The organism is Desulfobulbus alkaliphilus (assembly GCF_016918545.1).
In the GTDB taxonomy this organism is placed as follows: domain Bacteria; phylum Desulfobacterota; class Desulfobulbia; order Desulfobulbales; family Desulfobulbaceae; genus Desulfobulbus; species Desulfobulbus alkaliphilus.
In genome coordinates this window covers 36,019-58,863 of the sequence record NZ_JAFFQC010000005.1, presented here as the reverse complement: position 1 = coordinate 58,863, position 22,845 = coordinate 36,019, and the positions used below count along the sequence as shown (strand labels likewise).

Genomic DNA, 22,845 nt, shown 5'->3' with positions numbered 1-22,845 from the left:
ATTGGTGTTTCGGGTTAGATCCGGACGAGAAGAACGACAAGGATCACCAGGGCGCCGCCGCCCATCCAGGCAAGGTAATGCGAGACGTATCCATCCTGCACCCGCCGCATCTTCTCCGCCAGGGAACCGATGGCGCGGGGGATGCCGTTGACGACAAACTCGATGCAGGCCAGATCAACCAGCCGGAGCAGTACCCGCCGGCTGAAGGTCAGGGTCGGCTTGACGATGAATCGATCATACAATTCATCGACATAGTATTTGTTGGCGAGCAGGCGATGGCAGGAGGAAAAACGCTGGGCCAGGACCCCGGGCAGATCGGGACGAACCAGGTACAGATACCAGGCCAGAGCGATACCCAGGACGCCGGCCAGGACGGAACTGCCCATGAGCAGGGCCTCGGTCAGGCCGGAAAGATGCACATGGGGATGACCGAGCACCGGCTCGAGAAAATGGGCCCAGTGGTTGCTGCCACCGAGGACGGAAGGCACGCCGAACCAGCCGGCGCCAACCGCGCCGATGGCCAGCAGAATCAGGGGCACGGTGACCACCCGGGGTGATTCATGGAGGTGGCTGCGCTGTTGTTCGCTGCCGCGGAATGACCCATGGAAGATGAGAAACAGCAGTCGGAAGGAATACAAGGCGGTCATGAAGGCCACCAGGGTACCGATGGCCCAGGCGAATTTCCCCGCCCCGAGGTGGGTATTGAAGGCCATGAGCAGAATCTCGTCCTTACTGAAAAAACCGGCCAGCCCCGGCATCCCAGATATGGAGAGGGAGGCGATGAGGAAGGTCGCATAGGTAATGGGCATAACCGCCTTGAGGCCGCCCATGGAGCGGGCATCCTGCTCGTGATGCATGGCCAGGATCACCGAACCGCAGCCGAGAAACAGCAGGGCCTTGAAATAGGCGTGGGTAAACAGGTGGAAAATACCGGCGGAATAGGCGCCGACACCGCAAGCGATAAACATGTAGGCCAGCTGGCTGACCGTGGAATAGGCCACTACCCGCTTGATGTCGGTCTGCACCAGAGCGATGGTGGCGGCAAACAGGGCGGTGAGCGCACCCACGATGGTGATCAGGTTGAGGGTGAAGGTCGACAGTTCGAAGATCGGACTGCAGCGGGCCACCAGGAACACACCGGCCGTGACCATGGTGGCGGCATGGATCAGGGCGCTGACCGGAGTAGGCCCTTCCATGGCGTCGGGCAACCAGACATGGAGCGGCAGCTGGGCTGATTTACCGATGGCGCCGCAGAACAACAGCAGGGCAATGACCGTGGCCACTCCCGCCTCGAGTCCAAGCAGGCTGATGGACTGGCCGGCAATGGAATCGGCACTGCCAAAGACTTCGTGATAATGGAGGCTGCCGAACTGGGTGAAGATGAGCAGCAGGCCAATGATAAAACCAAAATCACCAAAGCGGTTGACTATGAAGGCTTTTTTCCCGGCATCAGCAGCGGATTTCTTTTCGTAGTAAAAGCCAATGAGCAGGTAGGAAGACAGGCCCACCGCTTCCCAGCCGAAAAAGAGCTGGAGGAAATTGTTGCCCATCACCAGCATGAGCATGGAAAAAGTGAACAGGCTCAGGTAGGCGAAAAAACGATAGTAGCCCTCCTCTCCCTTCATGTAGCCCACTGAATAGATATGGACCAGGGCGCTGACGCTGGTAACGACAATAAGCATGACCGCGGTCAGCTGGTCGACCAGAAAACCGACCGAGACGGTCAGGGAGCCGGAACTGATCCAGGTATAGAGGTCCTGGTTGATGATTTCCCCGGACAGCACCCGGAAAAAGGCGAGCAGAGAAAAGAAAAAGGCCAGCAGAACAGTGATGATCGGCACCCAGTGGGCCCTGGTGCCGAGGCGTTTCCCCACCAGCAGGGTCAGCACAAAGGAGGCCAGGGGCAGAAACGGTATGGCGAGCAAAGAAACCGGCATGGTTTACCCCTTGAGTTGGTTGAGGTTGTCAACGTGTACCGTGCGCCGGCTCCGGTACAGGGCGATGGCGATACCAAGCCCGATGGCGGCTTCAGCAGCGGCCACGGTGATGATGAAAAAGGTGAAGACCTGCCCGCGCATGGATTCGAGAAAATAACTCATCGCCACCAGGTTGATATTGACACCATTGAGCATCAGTTCGATGGACAGCAGCATGACAATGACATTGCGCCGGGTGAGAAACCCGCAGACACCGATGCAGAACAGAATGGTGGCCAGGGCCATATACCAGGAAAGGGGAATCATCGACGCACCTCCTCATTGTTGTCCAACTGGCGATGGGCAGGGGGGACAACCTCGTCCCCCTCGTGATCCGGCGGCTGTCCCTGCTCTCGTCGCGCCAGAACCAGGCCGCCGATAACCGCCACCAGCAGAATCAGACCGGCAATTTCAAAGGCTAAGAGGTAGGTGGTGTACAACTCCAACCCCATGGCTTTGGTATGGGTCACCTCCCGCACTGCCGCCAACGGCCAATCTCCCCTCTCGCCGGGGATAAAGGAGGGCAGCACGGTGATCAGAGCCAGTGCCAGGCCGATGGCGATGCCCCGGCCGATCCAGACATTGCCGACAAAGGGATTGAGGCGTATCTCATCGCGGAGGCTGACCAGAAACAGAACAAAGAGATACAGGACCAGCACGGCACCCGCATAGACAATGATCTGCACCGCGGCCAGAAATTCGGCATTGAGGGTCAGATAGAGCCCGGCCATGTGCAAGAACATGACCAGGACCATGAGCACGCAATGGACGGGATTGCGCAGACTGATGGCCAGAATGCCGCTCATGATGATCATCAGGGCACAGTAACCAAAAAATAACTGGGTCAGCATCGATACCCCTCTCTCAAGATTGTTCCGGCCGGTGATGCCGGCGCCAGTTTTTACCCACCACCTGTTCTTCCCCGCTCCACTCGCGGGAAACAGGCAGACGCTTGGGTGCGGGCAGCGTGTGTTCCGGCAGACCGCGCGGCCGCCAGAAGGGATTGACATATTCGTCCACCGGCCCTTGCAGCTGGGCGGCAAACCGGTCCCAGTTGCCCAGCAACTGCTCCATGGTGAAAAAGAGTGAGGGCCGATCATTGGAGCTGTATTCAAACACCTCGGTGAGAACAATGGCGTTCACCGGACAGACCTCTTCACAATACCCGCAGTAGACGCAACGCAAGGCCTCGATACGATAGCAGTCGATAATACGGCGGTTGCCGGTCGCCGGTTCCTTATGGATGCGGATACGAATACATCGGGAAGGACAGACCACCGCGCAGCGCATGCAGCCGATACACTTGCTTGTCCCGGTTTGCGGGTCGCGGACCAGGGCATGCTGACCACGGAAACCACGACGGATCTCGGGCTTTTCTTCCGGGTACTGCCGGGTGACAGGTCGGGAAAAGAGTTTGCGCAGGGTCAGGGACAGGCCCTTGATAATCTCTACGTGAAGGATGGTACCTAGCCACGAACGTTTTGGTTTGTACTGAATCTGCATGGTGCCTCTCCTCAGCCGATCAGGGCCTTGACACCGGCGGTGACAACGATATTGGCCAACGCCAGGGGTATGAGCAGTTTCCACCCCAGTCCCATGAGCTGATCATAGCGATAGCGGGGCAAGGTGGCGCGGATCCAGATAAAGGCAAACATGAACAGATACACCTTGAGCACAAACCAGAACGGGGGAAAAAAGGGCACCGCAAATGGTCCGTGCCAGCCGCCGAGGAAGCAGATGGTCCCGATGGAGGCCATCATCAGCATGCCAATGTATTCAGCCATGAAAAACATGGCATAGCGCATGCCGCTGTATTCGGTGCTGTACCCGGATACCAGCTCGGTTTCGGCCTCGGGCAGATCAAAAGGCACCCGGTTGGTCTCGGCGAGCATGGCAATGAAGAACACAAAAAAACCGACACACTGAGGCAGGAGGTACATGCCGAATAGCGAATCCCCCTGAGCCCTGACAATCTCACTGAGGTTGAGTGATCCGGCCATCAGCATCACCCCGACCAGGCTCAATCCCATGGCGATCTCATAGCTGATGACTTGAGCCATGGACCGCATGCCGCCAAAAAAACTGTACTTCGAGTTCGAGGACCAGCCGGCAAGAACCACACCATAGGCAGCCAGGGCACTCATGCCGAAGATGAACAGCAGGCCGATATCGATGTCCGCCAGGACCCAGCCCTCGGCAAAAGGCAAAACCGCCAGGGACGACATCATCGCTACCAGACAGATGACCGGGGCAATGCGGAACAGCGTTTGGTCGGCACGCTCGGGAATGATGTCTTCCTTGAAAAAACTCTTGACCCCGTCGGCGATGGGCTGAAGCAGGCCATGCCAGCCGACCCGCATCGGCCCCATGCGCACCTGCATGCGACCGATGATCTTACGCTCGAAATAGGTGGCATAGGCGACGTGCAGCAGAACCACGACAACCAGCACGACGATATGCAGAAGCATAGTGAGAACAGTCATTTTTTCCCCTTGTTAGTGCTCATCCAGAAACGGCTGTTTTCCTTGAATCCCGGCGGCCCGGCACACACTCCTCAAAACAAGCATATATGCCGCGGGGTTCATCACCAGCGCATCGCGATTGAGAACAGAATATCCCTGCCAGGTGGCCACGCGTCAGGCAACGGGACCGGCGGGAAGGCTCACCGGTCCGATTCTCCAAGTACCACATCCAAGCTGCCGATATTGGCGATCAGATCGGCGATCAGTCCGCCCCGGGCAACGACCGCCAGGGCGCTGATATGCATGAAGGACGGCGAACGGATATGCATCCGATACGGCCGGTTGCTACCCTCGGAAATAAAGTAAAATCCAAGTTCACCCTTGGGCACTTCAGTGGCCACATAGATATCACCGGACGGGAACAGATCCTGATCCCGGATCAATTGAATCAATCCACCGCCATAGCGATTACTGCCTGCTGCCATCCGGGCCGGGGCACGATTGGCCATGATCAGGTCCGGGGCATCCGGCCCGATGATCGGGCCGGGAGGGAGCTGGTCGAGACACTGGCGGATAATACGGATCGACTGGTGCATTTCCTCCATACGGCAGCGGTACCGGGCATAGACATCACCGTCGCTGCCCAGGGGCACCTCAAAGTCGACCTGATCGTAGGCATCGTAGGGCTGATGCTTGCGCAGATCATAATCGACACCGGATCCGCGCAGGCAGGCGCCGGTGATCCCCAGGGCCAGGGCCTCGGCGCCACTGAGTTTGCCGACCCCCACGGTGCGCTTCAACCAGATGCGGTTGGTATCGATCAGGGTTTCGTACTCTTCGATTCGAGACGGAAAGATGTCGATAAAGCGTCCGAGTTCATCAACAAAGCGCGAGGTGACATCCTGACGGACACCACCGATGCGGGGGTAGGAATAAGTCAGCCGGGCGCCGCACAGCTCCTCGAACAGGTCGAGAAGAATCTCACGTTCGCGGAAGCAGTAAAGAAAAACGGTCATGGCACCGACATCGAGGGCGTGGGTGGCCAGCCAGAGCAGATGCGAGCTGAGGCGCGACATCTCGGCGGCAATGGTGCGGATATACTTGGCCCGCATGGGCACCGAGATGCCCAGCAGTCGTTCCACGGCAACACAGTAGCCGACATTGTTGGCCATGGCGCCGATATAGTCCAGCCGGTCGGTGAGAATCAGAGCCTGGGCATAGGTCCGGTTCTCCGCCAGCTTTTCAAAGCCCCGGTGCAGATAGCCCACCTGGGGCGTACAGCGCATAATGGTTTCCCCATCCAGGTCGAGGTCGACCCGGAGCACACCATGGGTGGCCGGATGCTGCGGTCCCATGCGCAGGGAATACCGTTCGTTCTCACCATCAGCCACCGGCACTTCGAGGATTTTTCTGCTCGGCACGCTCATCAGCAATCTCCTTTCCGTTTGCCGGTCGCGGCATCGCCTGCATCACCTGCTTCAGGACCCGGATCATCGGCTTTGAAGCCATGGGCATCGAGTTCCTCAAGCTTCGCCTGCAGGTCGGTGATGCCGACCCACTCACCCCGGCCGCGAAGAGGGTACTCCTTGCGCAGGGGGTGCCCTTCCCAGTCATCGGGAAGCAGAACCCGGCGAAGATTGGGATGACCGTTGAACCGGATCCCCATGAGATCATAGGTTTCCCGTTCCATCCAGTCAGCGCCGGACCAGAGGCTGACCACGGAATCGATGCTTGGGTCTTCTTCGGTCAATTGGGCGCGAATACGAATCTCATGGCGCAGGGCAATGGAGTAGAGGTTGTAGACCACCTCAAACCGACCCAAGCCGCCATTTTTTCTCCGGGCATTGTCAACCCCGCAGAGGGAACGGAGATGATCCATCCGCATGGCCTGATCATCCCGCAGCCAGCCAAGAATCTCCACCACCCGGTCGGGACGGATGCCCACCCCGACCTGCCCCTGAAAGGAGAAGCATTGCAGGATCTCTTCGGGAAACCTGGCCTGCAGCCCATCGGCTATCGCCATTGACTCCATCGAAACTGCTCCTTGAGAATCTTTTCCTGTAGTTTGATAAACCCTTCCATCAGCGCCTCGGGCCGGGGGGGGCAACCTGGGACATACACGTCCACGGGCATGATCTGATCCACCCCCTGGGTTACGGCGTAGGTATCGAAGACACCGCCGCTGCAGGCGCAACTGCCCATGGCCAGTACATAACGGGGTTCGGGCATCTGATCGTACACCCGCCGCAGCACGGGAGCCATTTTCTTGCTCACAGTGCCGGCGACCACCAGGCAGTCACCCTGGCGGGGACTGGCACGAAACAGGATGCCGAAGCGATCCAGATCGTTGGTCGACGCCCCTGCATCCATCATTTCAATAGCGCAGCAGGCCAGACCAAAGGTCACCGGCCAGATCGATCCGGCCCGACCCCAGTTGACCAACTTGTTCAGCGGTCCCAGCAAGGCATTAGCCCCAGGAATCCAGCGCACGCCCTCTTCCAGGCGAACCATGGAGGGTACGGTTACTTCTCCCATTGAAAAACTCCCTTTTTCCAGGCGTAGACAAAGGCGACCAAGAGGAGAAAGATGAACAGCAGCATCTCCACCAGGGCAAAAACACCAAGCATGTCATAGGTCACGGCCCAGGGATAGAGATAAATGGCCTCGATGTCGAACACCACAAACAGAATGGCGATCAGATAAAACTTCACCGAAAAACGCATTCGCGGTTCCCGGGTCGGTTCGTTGCCTGATTCGTAGGCGATCAGTTTATCCCGATACGGCCGGTTCAGACGAAAATATCGGCCCAGAAACAGGATCAGCGTGCCAAAGAGAAAACTGAAGATCAGCAGCAGAAAGATGCCGAGATATTCCTGGGGGACTGAGGGGGCGACCATATCCGCGACTCCTTTCAGCGTCGATTTTGCAGCAATTGTTCAGCAAAGGCTTGTCGTCTGGCCTCCGAGGCCTCGGCCGGGGTGGAGAACTGCAGACAACCGGTGGTACACTTGCTGACACAGGCCGGTTCCAGGCCGGCATCGATCCGGTCCATACATAAGTCACATTTGCCCACCTTGCCGGTATTCGGGTTCCACTGGGGCACAGACCAGGGGCAGGCGGTTATGCAGGCCTTGCAACCGACACAGGCACTGTCGACCACAAAAACAATGCCATCCTGATCCCGACGTTCCATGGCCCCGGTGGGGCAGGCGTCGACGCACCAGGCCTTTTCACAGTGGAAGCAGGAGAGATAGACATAATCAATGGCTGGCGGACTGCTCTGCTCGGAGACCACCTCGATCATACGGCAGTAAAAGGCGCCAGGGCCGCTGTTGTTCTTGTCCTTGCAATGGACTTCACACGCCCGACAACCAATGCAATCGGCCACTTCCTGGGTGACAATATATTTACTCATGACTGTTCTCCTCCTGCCTGTGCCGGGGTAACGGTGACAAAAGTCTCGGCAAGATTGAGGCCGCCGCCGGCATGGTCCCACTCTTTCAGTTTGCCCTTCATGAACACCTGGTCCGCCAGTCCTTTGCCAAAAGCACGTTTCTTGGCAGGCACATCGGTACCGAATCCATGGAGCATGAACACCGCCTGGGGATGAATGAGATCCGTGACCCGGGCCCGAATAATGCCCCGGGTGTCACCGTTGGCCACCTCCACGGGATCACCGTCCTTGATGCCCAGTTTCCCGGCCGCGGCGGTGTTGATCCACAACCGGTTAGTGTCGAGGAGTTCACAGAGGATAGGATTGTTCTGATGTTGACCGTGGGCCTGGTAGCCGTTACGGCCAAACAGCAGCCGGAAACTGCCCTCCGGTGGTTGTTCGGGGGCCACGTAGGGCGGCAGGGATGCCACGCCCATGGCGGCCCATTTCTGGTTGACTATTTCGATGCGACCCGATTCAGTGCCGAATTTAAGCTGATCCCGGTCATGCCAGAGCGCCTTGTCACTTAATTTGACAAAGCCCTTGGCATCGAAATCGGCCGGAGAAAAGCCGGTGTCCTGCAGCTGATACTGCCAGATCTCCTCAATGGAAGAAAAGGGAAAGTACTCACCCTTGCCCAGGCGGTGGGCCAGCTCCACATAAATCTTCCAGCCCGGCCGGGTATTGTTTGCCGGGGGCACGCACTGCTGCCGCCGGCCAAAACCGGGCTTGAGACCCTTTTCGGTGCGGAGGATATCGTCCCGCTCGAGGAAGGTATTTTCCGGAAGAATGACATCGGCAAACCAGGCGGTCTCACTGTAATTGACATCAACGGCCACAATCAATTCGAGCTTGTCGAAAATCCGCCGTTGTTCATCGGTATCGGGCAGAGCGATGAAGGGATTGTGGCGATGAACAAAATAGGCCTTGATCGGGTACGGCACACCGGAATCGATGGCCTCATACGCTGTCTGCAGCATACCGGCGCCTTTATCGAAGTGGGGATACCGGCTGCCACAGCCGTCAGCCCGTTCTTCCTCGACATTGGGTACCAGGGCGGAAAGACTCTTGAGCCCTTTTTTACCGGCATCCTTGGGTCCTTTAGGATAAAACAGCCCGCCGGGATGTTCGATGCTGCCCATGAGAGCGTTGAGAATATGAATCATCCGGGAGGCATGGAAGGAATCGCGGTAGCGGGCCAGCATCCAGCCGGGATGGATGATAACCCGTGGCCGGTCTTCGTTGAGTTCATGGCAGAACGCCTGGATCTCCCGGGCCGCAATCCCTGTTTCTCCTTCGGCCCATTCAAGCGTATACGGTTCGAGAAACGTCTTGAACTCCGGCATGCCATTGACATAGCGACCGACAAAATCCTGATCATAGAGATTGTTGTTGACGAGATAATGAGCAATACCCAGCAGGAGAGCATAATCAGTGCCGGGTTTGATCTGCCAGTAGCGGCTGGCCTTACCGGCGGTGATTGAGGCCCGTGGATCGATATAGGTAACCCGGGCACCCTTTTTGATGGCTTTGAGGAAGCTCTTGACTTCCTTGACCTTAAGTGATTCGGTAATATTGCGCCCGAAAAGTACAATGTGGCGTGAATTTTCGTAATCGTAGGCGAAATCTTTCCGACCAAGACCGTAGACAGATTTAGAGGCATGATGCACATTGCGGCCGCAGGTGCAGTCGTGATTGATGTAGTTGGGAGACCCCAGCGCCTTGACAAAGGCCTGCCTAAGGTCGGCAAAGGGACCGCCACGGTCGGACAGCATGATGGCACGTGCGCCGTGTTCAGCCATGATAGCTTGGAGTTTCCCGGCGATATAGTCGTAGGCCTCTTCCCAGGATGCCTCCCGCCATTGGCCCTCCCCTCTTTTTCCCCGACGGAGGAGTGGTCCGAGAGGCCTCTGTTTATCGGTACGCTGGGAAAAAGCCGCTCCGCCCTTGGCACAGAGACTGCGCCCCATGCCGCCGTCGTGACTGTTCCCTTCGATCCAGACCGGCTTGCCGTCTTGCACCTCCACGGTCACCGGACAACGTACGGCGCACATGCCGCAGATACTGTATTTCGTTTCTTTCATACCTTATCCCTGTTTTGCATATTCAGATACCTGTGTCGGGGTTTGCCCCACACGCCATCCTACATATTTATCCGTCAAGAGCAATCCGTAAATTCCCTCCTGGCGGTCAACATTTCCGTGTTGCGTTTTCCAGCCTGCCTTTTTCCCAAGGGGGCTCTCATCCCATCACCTCAAAAATAAGCCAGACAGTCGATCGATCAAAAAAAACAAACATGAAAAACATCTCTATCCGTATTTTGAGCGGTTTCCCATTGATCGATTGTGTTGGCTTGTTGCCCTTGGTATGTAGATAAAGGATTGCATGATGCATACCATCCAGCCTTACAGCCGCCACATGCAATCTATTCAACTGAAATATTGTTTTTTTACTCAGCTGAATACAGCGAATTCCGAGCAAGGCCCTTGTGCGAAAAGGCTTTGTCACCGCACCCGAAGCGCAACAAAAAAGATGCACAGGAAACAAAAAGATTGCACCAGAACCGAGCCACATATCCACATGCATGCAAAACGATTTCTTCCGCGAACAATACTTATACTCAACCGGATCGATGCCCTGATCGGCCTGCCGGAAGAGGCCATGTATCTGGCTAAAAAAATGGGAATCAGGGAACACATCGCTACCGTGGCCTTGACTGAGAACCAGGAAAACCCTCAGAGCCGATTATGTCATGTGGGTTGCTCGAAAACTCCCTGGGGCGAAGAAATCATTGCCACGATCAACAAAATCCTGTTGGAACAGCGCCCTGGCCAACGGTACCGGAATGCTTATGAACGTTGGCTGGACGCCGACAGCATGGAGGAATACCGCCGCCTTTATGATGAGGTCTTTTTTACAGGTTACCGAGTAGAATTCGGCAATCACCACAGGCACTTAAGTAAAAGAGCCGGGCAAACTGTTATTTCTTCTTTCGCTTTGGTATTTTCTTGGAGAACTGTTTTTTGTATAAACGTTTGGCTTCGGCCAGGCGCTTTTCACTTTTCTCGATCAGCTGTTCCTGTGCGCAACGATACTCACCGCCCGCCTTAACGGTTCTCTGGATATAGGTCCCGTCGGCCTGCATGTCCCAGGCTCCTCGCTGATCCGCTAGCTGCAGATCGATGATTTCCCGCAATTGGGTTTGCAGAATTGGGTTCTCGATGGGGGCGATCACCTCAACCCGCCTCTCAAGATTACGCTTCATGAGATCCGCGGAGCCGATATAGTACTCTTCCTGACCGTTGTTGCGGAAATAATAGATTCGGGCATGCTCAAGAAAACGGCCGACCAGGGAAACTACCCGGATAGTCTCGGAAAGCCCCGGAATACCGGGACGGAGCAGACAACTGTCACGAACGATCAGGTCCACAGGGACTCCGGCCTGCGAGGCCTGGTACAGAGCGGCAATAATATCCGAATCGGTGAGCGCGTTGGTTTTCATTTGAATAAGGGCCTGAATGCCTTTGGCATGATGTTCGGTCTCGCGGCGGATATATTCCAGCAGGGCTTTTTTGAGAATTCTCGGAGAGGGCAGCAGTTTTTTATAGGTCCTTGCCGGCGCATACCCAAGGGTGAGGAAATTGAAAAATTCGGTGAGGTCAGTGCCGATGTCGTGGTCACAGGTCAACAGGCCAAGATCACAGTAGGCCCTCGCCGTGCCGGCATGATAGTTGCCGGTGCCGATATGCGCATACCGTTTAAGTCCATTGAAATCCCGACGAACAACAAAGATCACCTTGGAATGGGTCTTGAGACCGACAACGCCGTAGGTGACGTGAATCCCGGCCTCTTCCAGGTGAGTGGCCCAGTGAATGTTGGCTGATTCATCGAACCGGGCCATCAGTTCCACTACCACCGCAACCTGCTTACCGTTCTGGGCCGCATCAAGCAGGTATTGAATGATCTGGGAATTGGCGGAGGTCCGATAGAGGGTCATTTTGATGCCGAGCACCTTGGGATCGACACTGGCCTCACGGAGAAAACGCTCAACCGAGGAACTGAAGGATTCATAAGGGTGCTGGAGCAGAAAAGGACCTTCTTCCCTGATGAGATGGAATATATTGGGAAAATCACCGGAAAGTTTATAGTGATCCAACGGTTGGTGGGTCGGATAATGCAGGTCCGGCTTGTCAATGGCCACGATTTCCATCAGATCGCGCTTGGCCATGATGCCATCGACAACAAAGACATCCTTGCGGGAATCAATTCCCAGTTGGGAAGCGAGCATGCCACGATGTTGCTTGGTCATGGTGCCGTCGACCTCCAGCCTGACTATTTCGGCAAATTTGCGGTCGCGCAGGGCCGACTCAATCATGGAGAGCAAGTCGACTGCCTGGTCGGAGAGTTTTTCCGTGATAGCGTTGCGGGTCACTCGGAACAACTCACAACTGTCAATGATCATCCCGGGAAAAATGTTCTCCAGGTTGTTGGCGATCACATCCTCGAACAGCACATACAGGTGCTGGTCGGCTTCGACCCGGATAAAACGAGGGATACCGGTCCCGGTGGTGGGTACCTTGATCCGGTTGAGATATATGTGGTCATTGTCGCTGTGGCGGGTGGCGACGAGGAGATTGAGGGACAGGTTGGAGATGAAAGGAAAGGGATGGGCAGGGTCCATCCCCTGGGGAGTGAGCAACGGATAGATATTGTTGAGGAAGTATTCACTCATCTTCGCCCGTTGCCGCTCGTTAAGCACCGAATACTTGACAATGCGAATATCCTCGCGGGCGAGCAGAGCGAGCAGTTCCCGCTCGAGGTCCTGCTGCTGACCGAGAATATCACGGATTACCTCATAACTTTCATCTATCTGCTGTTGCGATGTACGACCGTCCATGGAGAGCAGTTTAAGACCGGCCCCGACCTGCTGTTTGAGGCCGCCAATCCGTTTCATGAAAAACTCATCGAGATTGGAACCGATTACCGAGAGAAAAAAGACCCGTTCCAGCAACGGATTTCGTTTGTCCTTACTTTCGTTGAAGACCCGGCGGTTGAATTCGAGCCAGGTCAACTCCCGGTTGAGATACCATTGAGGTTCTTTGAGGTCGAATACCTGCTTGGTCTGCACCGCCGGCAGATTCTTTTCCTGTTTGGGTTCATCGATTTTCTTCGCTGCTTCTGTTTTCCGTGCTGCAACACCCATACTCAATCCTCCCCACGGTACACCGGTGCTTCCTTTATATGTTCTAGCCAAATACGAGAAATTTTCATTGTGAGACAAGGCCCGATTTAGAATATAACATTTTGAATATATTTAATATATTTATTATTTTGCTCGACAGCGCAATAAGAAATCAAGGGGTCATTGCCGTTTCCGGATGAACGCTTGAAAACACAATTATCATTGATATTGTAAAGAATACCGGCCAACAGTTCCACTGGAATCGTTGTACTCTTCCTCATATTGCCAATAATTACCAGCCAACCAGGGCATTGATGCGAGAGCGGTGTGCAAGAGAATCTCATGTTTCGGAATCTTTCCTATTTAATATTGACATGCAAACCTATGGACAGTAGTATATCGACCATCAATCGAGGATGTCGTTCGGCATCTCCACGTATCGGCATGAGCTGCTCAGAAACCGGGCAAGGCTATTGTTGACCTGCTTGTGGTGAGAAGTGAGACGTGCCGATATCCACAAACAAGAGTTTGTTGACCTTCGCTTGACCGTGGTCGCAACCATTGAGGGTTTCAAGTTCCGAAGCAGCTAGCCTGCTTGGAACCGCGAGGTCCACTTTCCGACCCCCTTAAAAAATCACAAGGAGAACAAAGATGAGCGAAAACAGCAAGTGCCCGGTAACGGGCAAAGGACACGATCATCCGGCAGCCAAAGGCACCTCAAACCGTGATTGGTGGCCCAACCAGCTGAACCTGGGCATTCTCCATCAGCATGCACCGGCCTCCAATCCGCTGGGGCCTGATTTCAACTACGCAGAGGAATTTAAAAAACTCGACATGGCCGCCCTGAAGAAGGATCTGTACGCCCTGATGACCGATTCGCAGGAATGGTGGCCCGCCGACTGGGGCCACTACGGCGGCCTGTTCATCCGCATGGCCTGGCACAGCGCCGGCACCTACCGCACCTCTGACGGACGTGGTGGTGGCGGTACCGGTAATCAACGTTTTGCCCCCATCAACAGTTGGCCGGACAACGTCAATCTTGACAAAGCGCGCCGGCTCCTCTGGCCGATCAAGCAGAAGTACGGCAACAAGATCTCCTGGGCCGACCTGCTTGTCCTCACAGGCAACTGTGCCCTGGAATCCATGGGGTTCAAGACATTCGGCTTCGGTGGCGGTCGGGTGGACATCTGGCAGCCCGAAGAAGACATTTATTGGGGCTCTGAATCCGAATGGCTGGGTGACAAGCGCTACAGCGGTGATCGTGAACTCGAAAACCCGCTGGCCGCTGTGCAGATGGGCTTGATTTATGTCAACCCCGAAGGTCCCAACGGTAACCCCGACCCGGTGGCCTCAGGTCGCGACGTCCGGGAAACCTTTGCCCGTATGGGGATGAACGACGAGGAAACTGTTGCCCTGGTTGCCGGTGGCCACACCTTTGGCAAGTGCCACGGTGCCGGTGATCCGAGCCTGGTTGGCCCGGAACCCGAGGCTGCGCCGATTGAGGAGCAGGGGTTCGGCTGGAAGAACGCTTTGGGTACAGGTAAGGGAGGAGACACTACCAGCAGCGGGATCGAAGGCGCATGGAAGCCCAACCCCACCAAATGGGACATGGGCTACCTGGATATGCTATTTACCTATGAGTGGGAACTGGTCAAGAGCCCGGCCGGCGCCCAACAATGGCTGGCCAAGGACGTCAAGGAGGAGCACCTGATTCCCGGAGCCCACGATCCAGCGAAGAAGTACCGGCCCATGATGACCACAGCCGATCTGTCGTTGCGTTTTGATCCGATCTATGAGCCCATTGCCCGCCGTTTTCACCAGGATCCGGAGGCATTCGCCGATGCCTTTGCCCGCGCCTGGTTCAAGCTGATCCACCGTGACATGGGCCCCAAGGCCTGCTACCTTGGCCCGGAAGTCCCGGATGAAGACCTGATCTGGCAGGATCCGGTTCCGGCGGTCGATCATCCCTTGATCAATGCCAACGACATCGCCGACCTCAAGGGCAAAATTCTGGCATCCGGCCTGACGGTGGCGGAACTGATCGCCACTGCCTGGGCCTCGGCCTCCACCTTCCGTGGTTCGGACAAGCGCGGCGGTGCCAACGGCGCCCGCATTCGCCTGGCCCCGCAGAAGGACTGGGATGTCAACCAGCCGGCCCAGTTGGCCAAGGTGCTGGGCGCACTTGAGGCCATTCGGAAATCTTTCAACGATGCGCAGACAGACGGCAAGAAAGTGTCCCTGGCCGACCTCATCGTGCTGGCTGGATGCGCGGCGGTTGAAGCAGCGGCCAAGGCGGGTGGGTACCCTGTCGAGGTACCCTTCACTCCCGGTCGCACCGATGCTCTCCAGGAACAGACCGATGTGCAGTCATTCGCCTTGCTGGAGCCGGAAGCAGATGGCTTCCGCAATTATCAGAAAAAGGCATACACGGTCTCGCCCGAGCAAATGCTGGTGGACAAGGCCCAACTGCTCACCCTGAGTGCTCCGGAGATGACCGTACTGGTCGGTGGCCTGCGGGTACTGGGTGCCAACGCAGGTCAGTCACAGCATGGTGTCTTCACTAACCAGGTCGGCACGCTGACCAACGACTTCTTCGTCAACCTGCTTGATATGGCCACCGAATGGAAACCCACATCCGAGACCCGAGAGGCTTTTGAGGGTCGCGACCGTACAACAGGCGAACCCAGGTGGACCGGTACCCGCGTTGACCTGATCTTCGGATCCAACTCACAACTGCGAGCCCTGGCCGAGGTCTATGCCCAGGACGACGCGAGGGAAAAATTTGTCCACGATTTCGTCGCCGCCTGGAACAAGGTCATGAACCTGGACCGTTTCGATCTCGCCAGATAGGAAAAGAAACATCCCTGCCGGCTCCACCGAGCCGGAAAACAGCAAGGACACCACCGGTTCAGCAGCAGGAATGAAGCGTAGCTGAACCGGTGTTTTTTTTTACCGTACCGTGAGTCGAGCTGTCACGGACTCAGGGTATATTACCTATTATTCCTCATACGGAGGGTAATCGATTTTTCGATCTCAACAATGAAAAAGACGGCCAGGCCGATCGCCACAGGGATCAGCCAATGGATCAACTCAAGACTGGCAGTCCCAAACCAGTGCTGCATGAATGGCGCATAGACAAAAGCCAATTGGAGCACTATCAATATAGCCACCGCCAACCAGGCTATACCATTGGTGAACAGTTGCCGGAGGTGCATGCTGGATTCATACAGGAAGCGACTATTGAAAAGATAGAAAATCTGGCCAAAAACAAGGGTGTTTACCGCCAGCGTGCGCGCCTGATCCAAGGGCATGTCGAGCCTTCTTTCGACCAGGAAAACAAAAATAGTTGCCCCACCGATGAGAACCGAGACAAAAAAAATCCGCCATAAAAAGATGGCACCCAGAATCGGAGCATCCGGACGACGCGGCGGTCTGGTCATTACAGCGGGCTCTGCCGGCTCAAAGGCCAGGGCCAGAGCCAGGGTAACTGCCACGACCATGTTCACCCACAGAATCTGCACCGGTGTCAGCGGCAGCACCATGCCAAAAACCACGGCCGCGAGAATGACCAGCCCCTGAGCGCCATTGGTCGGCAAAATGAACATGATGGCCTTGCGCAGGTTGTCATAGATGGTCCGACCCTCTTTCACGGCGTGCTCGATGGAGATGAAATTATCGTCTGCCAGGACGATTTCAGCCGCTTCCTTGGTTGCTTCCGTGCCTTTGATACCCATGGCCACTCCCACGTCAGCACGTTTGAGGGCCGGGGCGTCGTTGACGCCGTCCCCAGTCATGGCCACAACCTCGCCATTGGCCTGCAGTGCCTTCACCAATCGTAATTTATGTTCAGGGCTGGTACGGGCAAAAATGTCGTTTTCCTGGACCAGATGCCGCAGTTCCTCATCCGAGGCGGCTTCCAGTTCCTTTCCCGAAATGGCATGTACGGCTTCAGACAGGTCCATTTCCCGACAAATGGCTATTGCCGTGCCAGCATGGTCGCCGGTGATCATCTTGACACGGATACCTGCCCGACGACAACTCCGGATCGCATCGATGGCTTCCGGCCGTGGTGGATCCAAAATCCCAACCAGACCGATAAAAACCATCCCCTCTTCAAGGTCCTCCGGATTGAGATCCTTCATATCCGTCCACACGTCGCGGGAGGCTGCGGCAAGAACCCGCAGGCCTTGGCTGCTGAGTTTTTTGACCTCCTCTTCCCAGAAAGAACGCTGGAGGGCCTCCGTGCTGCCGTCGGTGGCCAGTTGCTTCTGACAGCGGTCCAACAGGCGGTCTGGCGCTCCTTTCAACAGGATACGCACCTCGCCTTCGGGATCGCGATTGAGCGTGGCCATGAATTTGTTTTCCGACTCGAAGGGAATCTCGGCCAGTTGGTCATAGGCTTCGTGCTCGAAACCCGCTTTTCGTGCCAGGGTACGCAAGGCCCCCTCGGTCGGTTCCCCCAGGACCCGCCAGTGGCCATTCTCCTCGACTATTTCTGCATCGTTGCACACCGCAACAACCTCAACCAGCGCCCGCAGATCAGGATGTTTCTCAAGGGATGCCGCTTCACCTTCGCGGATCATCTCGCCTTCCGGGGCATAGCCGGCCCCTTTAATATCGTAGCAACCGGAACGGGTGACAACGTCGCGAACGGTCATTTCATTTTTGGTCAGGGTCCCGGTCTTGTCCGAACAAATCACCGTGACCGAACCCAGGGTTTCAATGGCCTTGAGTTTACGGGTAATAGCATTCCGCTGCGCCATTCTCTGCACCCCAAGAGCCAGGGTGATGGTGAGAATGGCCGGCAAGCCTTCGGGGATGGCGGCAACAGCAAAGCCGATGGCAGCGAGAAACACTTCATCGTAGGCAAAACCATGGAGCAGACGGCCAATCAGAAAAAGCAGCACCGCCATGCTGACAATCACCACGGCAAGAATACGGCCAAAACTGTTCATCTGCCGGGTCAGGGGCGTGGCCAGGGTCTCCACTTCGGAAATCATGGTATTGATTCGACCCAACTCAGTGGCGACACCAGTTGCAGTGACCACACCTATACCACGGCCGACACTGACCATGGTCCCAGAATAGGCCATGCCGTGGCGATCGCCGATACCGGCATCAGCGGCAACAGAAGCTGTTTGTTTATCGCTGGCAACCGACTCTCCGGTCAATGCCGATTCTTCGATACGCAGATTGATGGTTTCAACCAGACGAATATCGGCGGGCACTCTGTCGCCGGAACGGAGGCGAACCACATCACCGGGAACCAACTGGTCGGCCTCAACATCAAGCCATTGGCCATCCCGACGTACCTGGGCATGAAGAGAGAGCATTTTGCGAATGCTCTCCAGGGCCTGTTCGGCCTTCCCTTCCTGGATGAATCCGATTACAGCGTTGATCACCACCACGGCCAGGATAACGCCGGTATCAATCCAGTACCCAAGGAGGGCGGTAACGACCGCCGCCACCAGAAGAATATAAATGAGCAGTTCATTGAAATGTTTGAAGAACCGTTTCAACAAACCCTCCTTGGGCGCAGTCGGCAATCGATTGGGACCAATGGCGGCCAGCCGTTCCTTCGCTTCTTCAGTGTGCAGACCGGAAGAGCGACTCTCCAGGCGCCGGACAACCTCATCGGCTTCGAGAGCGTAAGGAGTATCAACATGGAACAGGGTTTTGCTGTTGTTTTTCATGGGCATCTCTGCATGAGGATGAAAGGAGCATTCGCGCCAGGTCGTTCGATGGTCCTAATCCTTGATGAAGCGACGGACCAAGAGTTTGGTGGACTGGGAAAAGCAAGGGTTGGATAACTGCACCACATTTCCGGTGATTCGTAACGGTTCAGCCTTGCTTTGATTACGGAACCCTGAATCCGTGACGACTACACGCTCACGGTTCCAGGTGACAATGAATATAATTCACTACTCAGAATCGGCAAGAGATTGATAAGCAAATCTCAGAGGGAACCTGTTTATCAATCCCCGGAAAACATGGTCATTGTATCCTGTCAAGCAGCAGGCGGGCGGGCAATACCGCGCAGCAGCCTGCCAAGGATATCTGTCCCGGTCACAATCCGCGGTTGACCATCCCAGAGCAGAATGACATCTTTCTCGATAATGTCATCACCTATTCTGCCTGGTCGCACCTGAAAACACGGGATAACCTCCCCAAGCTTCACGTTCGCCTTACGGACGATGATGGGCCGGTGACAGTGCCTATGGGGATTGAAATGATCAATGGTAAAGATGGCTTCACGGGTGAAATCCGCAGCATTGAGGACCAGTTTAGGTTCTCCGGCCAGATCGGCAAGCACCACCCAGCTCTTGCCGGAGCGATTGACGGTCTGGAGGAATGAGTCGGTGGCACTGGGCTGTATACAGGGGAAGACCGGACGATCGCCCTTGAATTCAAGTCGGATGATACTGTTCTCATCGACGATCTCGCCTTCACGGTTCAGCGGCACGTCATCCATTTCCAGAAAATTGAGTGCCCCCTGCCCCTCCACCAGATCGATCTCACTTTCCGCGGCCTCAAGGTGGAGTTCAATCAAGCGACGAAGATCCCGCTCCCGAAAAAAACGCATCTCCTCGCCCCCTAACCAGCGGTCCAACAGCCAGGCGGTGGGTCGTGCCACGGGGTACAGCACGATCTGATAGCAACGCAATACAGGAAGCAGCAAAGAGGCCAACCGCATGGCGTGACGGGTGAAATAGGCCTGAGGGATGATCTCGGCAAACACCGTGATAATCACGGTCGAAAACAAGAAGGCAGCCACCCCGTGGAGTACGGAACCCGAGAGCAAAGCCAGAAGCACATTAACGCCGACATTGCCCCATAAGATAGTGACCAGGGCAAAATTGGCATCCTTACGGACCGACAGGATCCGCTTGGCGCGCGGATCACCTTTTCTGGCCGCGACATTAAGCTCCATCCGGCTGAGCGAAAAAAGACCGAGGTTCATTCCGGAAAGAATGGCTGACTGTGACAGGCACAAAAAAATTCCGCACCAGAAAAGGAATACCATATTTTCAACCCTCCACAACGAACCTCATCATTGAGATGAGAACTGGTTACAGATTACCTGAATCCGTGACGTCTGGACTCTTGCATTGGAAATATCTAACTGTAATCAATATATAATTTCAACGAAGTCCTTGATAATAACTTCACCAGCCGCCCTTCGGGGCATCCGTCCGCACGCCATCTTCATTGCCCGTAACCGCCCGATAAAGTCTTCATTAATCGAACGGTCACAGACAAGCTGCCGACTTGTCAAGTTTCCATCTTCGTGGTAGAGAATGAGTACCCTAACCATTTCTCAAGACCGGCCTACCGCCTTCCCGGTACCCATAAGGAGGCCTGTACCACCGGACCTGATCCACATCAAGTGAAAAAGGAACCCGTCCCATGAGCAAATGCCTGCTGTGTCACGGCAGAAAAGGAAAAAGAAAGTGCTTGTTTGCCGGAGGTCTGATCTGCAGTGGCTGCTGCGGCGATACCCGGACCAAGGAGCGATGCGGAGATTGCTCATTTCTGGCTAAAGAGGGGCTCATCCGCAACTATGGCAAGGTCCCTTGCGTCCCCCTTGATGAAATGGCTCGATCGCTCCAGTGGCAGCGACGAACCGAAACCATCGAAGCCGCGGTGAGTCGGTTTGATCGACAGGAAAATCGCACGATCACCGACCGGCAGGTCTCCAGCATCCTGGAATTACTGCTGAACACCTATTTTTTCAACGACACGACTGTCACCTGCCAAACCGAGCGGGAGCAAAAGGGGTTCACCCTGATCGGCGAGGCTATCCGGGAGGAACTGGCAGACCTTGACCGGCTGGATATCGCCACGGCCCTTGGCACCGTGTATCGTTCTGTGCGAAGAAGAACCGCGGGTAAGCGGGAGTATCTGGATTTCATCCGCCAATTCGTTTACGACGATAAGGAAAGAAACTTCAGGCCTCTTCCGGAATCCTTTAGCAACAACCTGACTCGATAAACGACTCACCTCCGTCAAAAAGCCGCCGCCATTATAGTCCTCCAGCATGACACCAGACAATCACCAAGATCCGTCCGATGAACAGGAATCCCTGATCGTTGTTGACGGACTAACCAAAGCATTTAACGGCATCACCGCCGTGGACCGCATTTCCTTTGATGTTCGCCAGGGAGAATTATTTGGTTTTCTCGGCCCCAACGGCGCCGGAAAAACCACCACCATCAATATGCTCACCGGTCTGACCAGACCCGACGCCGGCCACATTCGCATTGCCGGTCGCGACTGTTCACGATCTCCCAAGGCTGCCCAGGATCTGATTGGCATTGTTCCTGATGAAAGCAATCTTTACCCGGAACTCACCGGGTTCGACAACCTGTGTTTCTGTGCCGCGCTGTATGGCCTGCGCAAACAGCAACGTCGGGACCGGGCCGAGGAACTGCTGGAAATCTTTGGCCTCCAGGATGCGGCACGGCGCAAGTTTGGCGGATACTCCAAAGGAATGCGACGGAAACTGACCATCGCCGCCGGAATTATCCATTCCCCTCCTCTGCTTTTTCTTGACGAGCCAACCACCGGTATTGACGTGGCCAGTGCTCGCCGGATCCGACAGTTGATCGCCGACCTGCATCGCAGCGGCACGACCATTTTTCTCACTACCCATTACATCGAGGAAGCGGAACGTTTATGTGAGCGTATTGCCTTTCTTGTCAAGGGTCGAATTATCGAGGTCGACACGGTTGCCAACCTGCTCCAACCGGTCCGGACGCAACATGTTCTCCTGCTTTCCATCGCAATGCCGGCACCCGAACTGCCCCGGAAACTTGCCGCTGCCTTCTCCCACCTGACCTTTTCAGCCTGCTCCGAAGAACAGATCCGAGTCGAAGCTCAAGGGCCGATCAACATCGCTCCTCTGGTTCGCTTCTGCGAAGAACATGGAATCGAGGTCATCGAGGCCCGTCGGGGACAACCATCACTGGAAGAAGTCTTTGTCCGCATCACCGGGATCGAGCCGGACAGCATGCAGAACGGTAAAAGAGGAGGCAAGTGATGCGGCAGATAATTGCTCTATGGAATATCATGCTCAAAGATCTCCGGGCCTATTATCTTAAACCGCCTAACATCAGCTGGGGCCTGCTCTTCCCGGTCGCCTGGACAGGTATGTTCTTTATCAAGTCCGGAAGCGGCATGGACAGCATTTCAACCTTGCTTCCCGGTGTCGTAGCCATATCCATCCTGTTCGGCGCCACCTCCATGCTGGCGGTGACCGTGACTTTTGAAAAAAAGAATCGCTCCTTCGAACGACTGCTTCTGGCACCTATTCCTCTGGAGATGCTCATGCTGGCCAAGACCGGCGGCGCCATTCTCTTTGGCATGGTCAATGCGCTGATCCCCATTTTTCTGGCATCCTTTCTCACCGATCTTTCCCAGGTTGCCTGGACAGCCGTCTTCCCTGCCATTGTGCTGATTGCCGTGGCTTCAACCTTTCTGGGACTGTTCATCGCAGTGTCAGTGAGCGAAATTTTCGAGGCCCAGACCTTTTCTAATTTTTTCCGGTTTCCAATGATATTCCTCTGCGGCCTCTTCTTTCCGATTGACTCCCTGCCGACGCTGCTCCGCCCTCTGGCGTATGTACTGCCCCTGACGTACGGGGCTGATATTCTGCATGGCGCCATGCATGGCGGCAATATGATGCCCTTGGCGCTCAACTTTTTCATCCTGACAATTTTCTGCGCCCTGCTCTTCTTTATCAGTATCCGCAACATCCACCGAAAGTGGATCACCTGATTGGGGCAACAGCAA

19 protein-coding genes are annotated in these 22,845 nt (G+C 55.7%); 4 read left to right on the top strand and 15 right to left on the bottom strand.

Translation table 11 applies throughout. The features are described from left to right. Positions 1–14: 14 nt before the first annotated feature. The 13 genes from nuoL to ppk1 form a co-directional block, all read right to left on the bottom strand. The gene (nuoL, locus tag JWG43_RS04220) at positions 15–1,937 is read right to left on the bottom strand and encodes an NADH-quinone oxidoreductase subunit L (RefSeq protein WP_205241570.1); all 1,923 of its coding nucleotides are present in this window, start codon (positions 1,935–1,937) and stop codon (positions 15–17) included. Positions 1,938–1,940: 3 nt separating this feature from the next. After that, positions 1,941–2,243 carry an NADH-quinone oxidoreductase subunit NuoK gene (gene nuoK / locus JWG43_RS04215; RefSeq protein ID WP_205241569.1) on the bottom strand — a complete coding sequence of 101 codons (303 nt, stop codon included), beginning with the start codon at positions 2,241–2,243 and terminating at the stop codon, positions 1,941–1,943. Then, positions 2,240–2,827, bottom strand: a complete 588-nt coding sequence (locus tag JWG43_RS04210) for an NADH-quinone oxidoreductase subunit J family protein (RefSeq protein ID WP_205241568.1) — start codon at positions 2,825–2,827, stop codon at positions 2,240–2,242. The genes nuoK and JWG43_RS04210 overlap by 4 nt, the downstream gene beginning before the upstream one ends. A gap of 13 nt (positions 2,828–2,840) precedes the next feature. Then, positions 2,841–3,479, bottom strand: coding sequence for an NADH-quinone oxidoreductase subunit NuoI (gene nuoI / locus JWG43_RS04205; RefSeq protein WP_205241567.1), 639 nt, complete (start codon positions 3,477–3,479; stop codon positions 2,841–2,843). Positions 3,480–3,490: 11 nt separating this feature from the next. Then, entirely contained in the window at positions 3,491–4,459 is a 969-nt protein-coding gene (gene nuoH, locus JWG43_RS04200) for an NADH-quinone oxidoreductase subunit NuoH (protein WP_205241566.1), read from the bottom strand. 179 nt (positions 4,460–4,638) lie between these two features. Next, positions 4,639–5,865 (bottom strand): NADH-quinone oxidoreductase subunit D, encoded by a 1,227-nt coding sequence (locus JWG43_RS04195; RefSeq protein ID WP_205241565.1) that lies wholly within the window; start codon positions 5,863–5,865, stop codon positions 4,639–4,641. Then, positions 5,865–6,470: an NADH-quinone oxidoreductase subunit C gene (locus JWG43_RS04190; RefSeq protein ID WP_205241564.1), complete on the bottom strand. Its 606-nt coding sequence runs from the start codon at positions 6,468–6,470 to the stop codon at positions 5,865–5,867. Before JWG43_RS04190 ends, JWG43_RS04195 begins: the two co-directional genes overlap by 1 nt. Next, positions 6,452–6,949 carry an NADH-quinone oxidoreductase subunit B gene (locus JWG43_RS04185; protein ID WP_240193383.1) on the bottom strand — a complete coding sequence of 166 codons (498 nt, stop codon included), beginning with the start codon at positions 6,947–6,949 and terminating at the stop codon, positions 6,452–6,454. Before JWG43_RS04185 ends, JWG43_RS04190 begins: the two co-directional genes overlap by 19 nt. 11 nt (positions 6,950–6,960) lie before the next feature. Continuing rightward, positions 6,961–7,335, bottom strand: coding sequence for an NADH-quinone oxidoreductase subunit A (locus JWG43_RS04180; protein ID WP_205241562.1), 375 nt, complete (start codon positions 7,333–7,335; stop codon positions 6,961–6,963). Positions 7,336–7,349: 14 nt separating this feature from the next. After that, positions 7,350–7,853, bottom strand: a complete 504-nt coding sequence (locus JWG43_RS04175; RefSeq protein WP_205241561.1) for a 4Fe-4S dicluster domain-containing protein — start codon at positions 7,851–7,853, stop codon at positions 7,350–7,352. Beyond that, a complete protein-coding gene (locus tag JWG43_RS04170) occupies positions 7,850–9,955 on the bottom strand; it encodes a molybdopterin-dependent oxidoreductase (protein WP_205241560.1) in 2,106 nt (701 codons plus the stop codon). The genes JWG43_RS04175 and JWG43_RS04170 overlap by 4 nt, the downstream gene beginning before the upstream one ends. Before the next feature lie 157 nt (positions 9,956–10,112). Then, positions 10,113–10,457: a hypothetical protein gene (locus JWG43_RS04165; protein WP_205241559.1), complete on the bottom strand. Its 345-nt coding sequence runs from the start codon at positions 10,455–10,457 to the stop codon at positions 10,113–10,115. A 394-nt stretch (positions 10,458–10,851) separates the two neighbouring features. Next, entirely contained in the window at positions 10,852–13,074 is a 2,223-nt protein-coding gene (ppk1, locus tag JWG43_RS04160; RefSeq protein ID WP_205241558.1) for a polyphosphate kinase 1, read from the bottom strand. Positions 13,075–13,704: 630 nt separating this feature from the next. Here ppk1 and katG point away from each other — a divergent pair. Continuing rightward, on the top strand, positions 13,705–15,903 hold the full coding sequence (katG, locus tag JWG43_RS04155) for a catalase/peroxidase HPI (RefSeq protein ID WP_205241557.1): 2,199 nt from the start codon (positions 13,705–13,707) through the stop codon (positions 15,901–15,903). Positions 15,904–16,043: 140 nt separating this feature from the next. On the opposite strand, the gene JWG43_RS04150 is transcribed toward katG, so the two are convergent. Beyond that, positions 16,044–18,746 carry a cation-transporting P-type ATPase gene (locus JWG43_RS04150; protein WP_205241556.1) on the bottom strand — a complete coding sequence of 901 codons (2,703 nt, stop codon included), beginning with the start codon at positions 18,744–18,746 and terminating at the stop codon, positions 16,044–16,046. 314 nt (positions 18,747–19,060) lie between these two features. Further along, entirely contained in the window at positions 19,061–20,077 is a 1,017-nt protein-coding gene (locus JWG43_RS04145) for a DUF21 domain-containing protein (protein ID WP_205241555.1), read from the bottom strand. Positions 20,078–20,460: 383 nt separating this feature from the next. On the opposite strand from JWG43_RS04145, the gene JWG43_RS04140 reads away from it, so the two are divergent. Genes JWG43_RS04140 through JWG43_RS04130 form a run of 3 tightly spaced genes read left to right on the top strand, consistent with a single transcriptional unit; the run spans position 20,461 to position 22,830 of the window. Continuing rightward, positions 20,461–21,045: a hypothetical protein gene (locus tag JWG43_RS04140; protein ID WP_205241554.1), complete on the top strand. Its 585-nt coding sequence runs from the start codon at positions 20,461–20,463 to the stop codon at positions 21,043–21,045. Positions 21,046–21,091: 46 nt separating this feature from the next. Further along, complete coding sequence (locus JWG43_RS04135; RefSeq protein ID WP_205241553.1) at positions 21,092–22,093, top strand: ABC transporter ATP-binding protein; 1,002 nt, start codon at positions 21,092–21,094, stop codon at positions 22,091–22,093. Continuing rightward, complete coding sequence (locus JWG43_RS04130) at positions 22,093–22,830, top strand: ABC transporter permease (protein WP_205241552.1); 738 nt, start codon at positions 22,093–22,095, stop codon at positions 22,828–22,830. The genes JWG43_RS04135 and JWG43_RS04130 overlap by 1 nt, the downstream gene beginning before the upstream one ends. Positions 22,831–22,845: the final 15 nt, after the last annotated feature.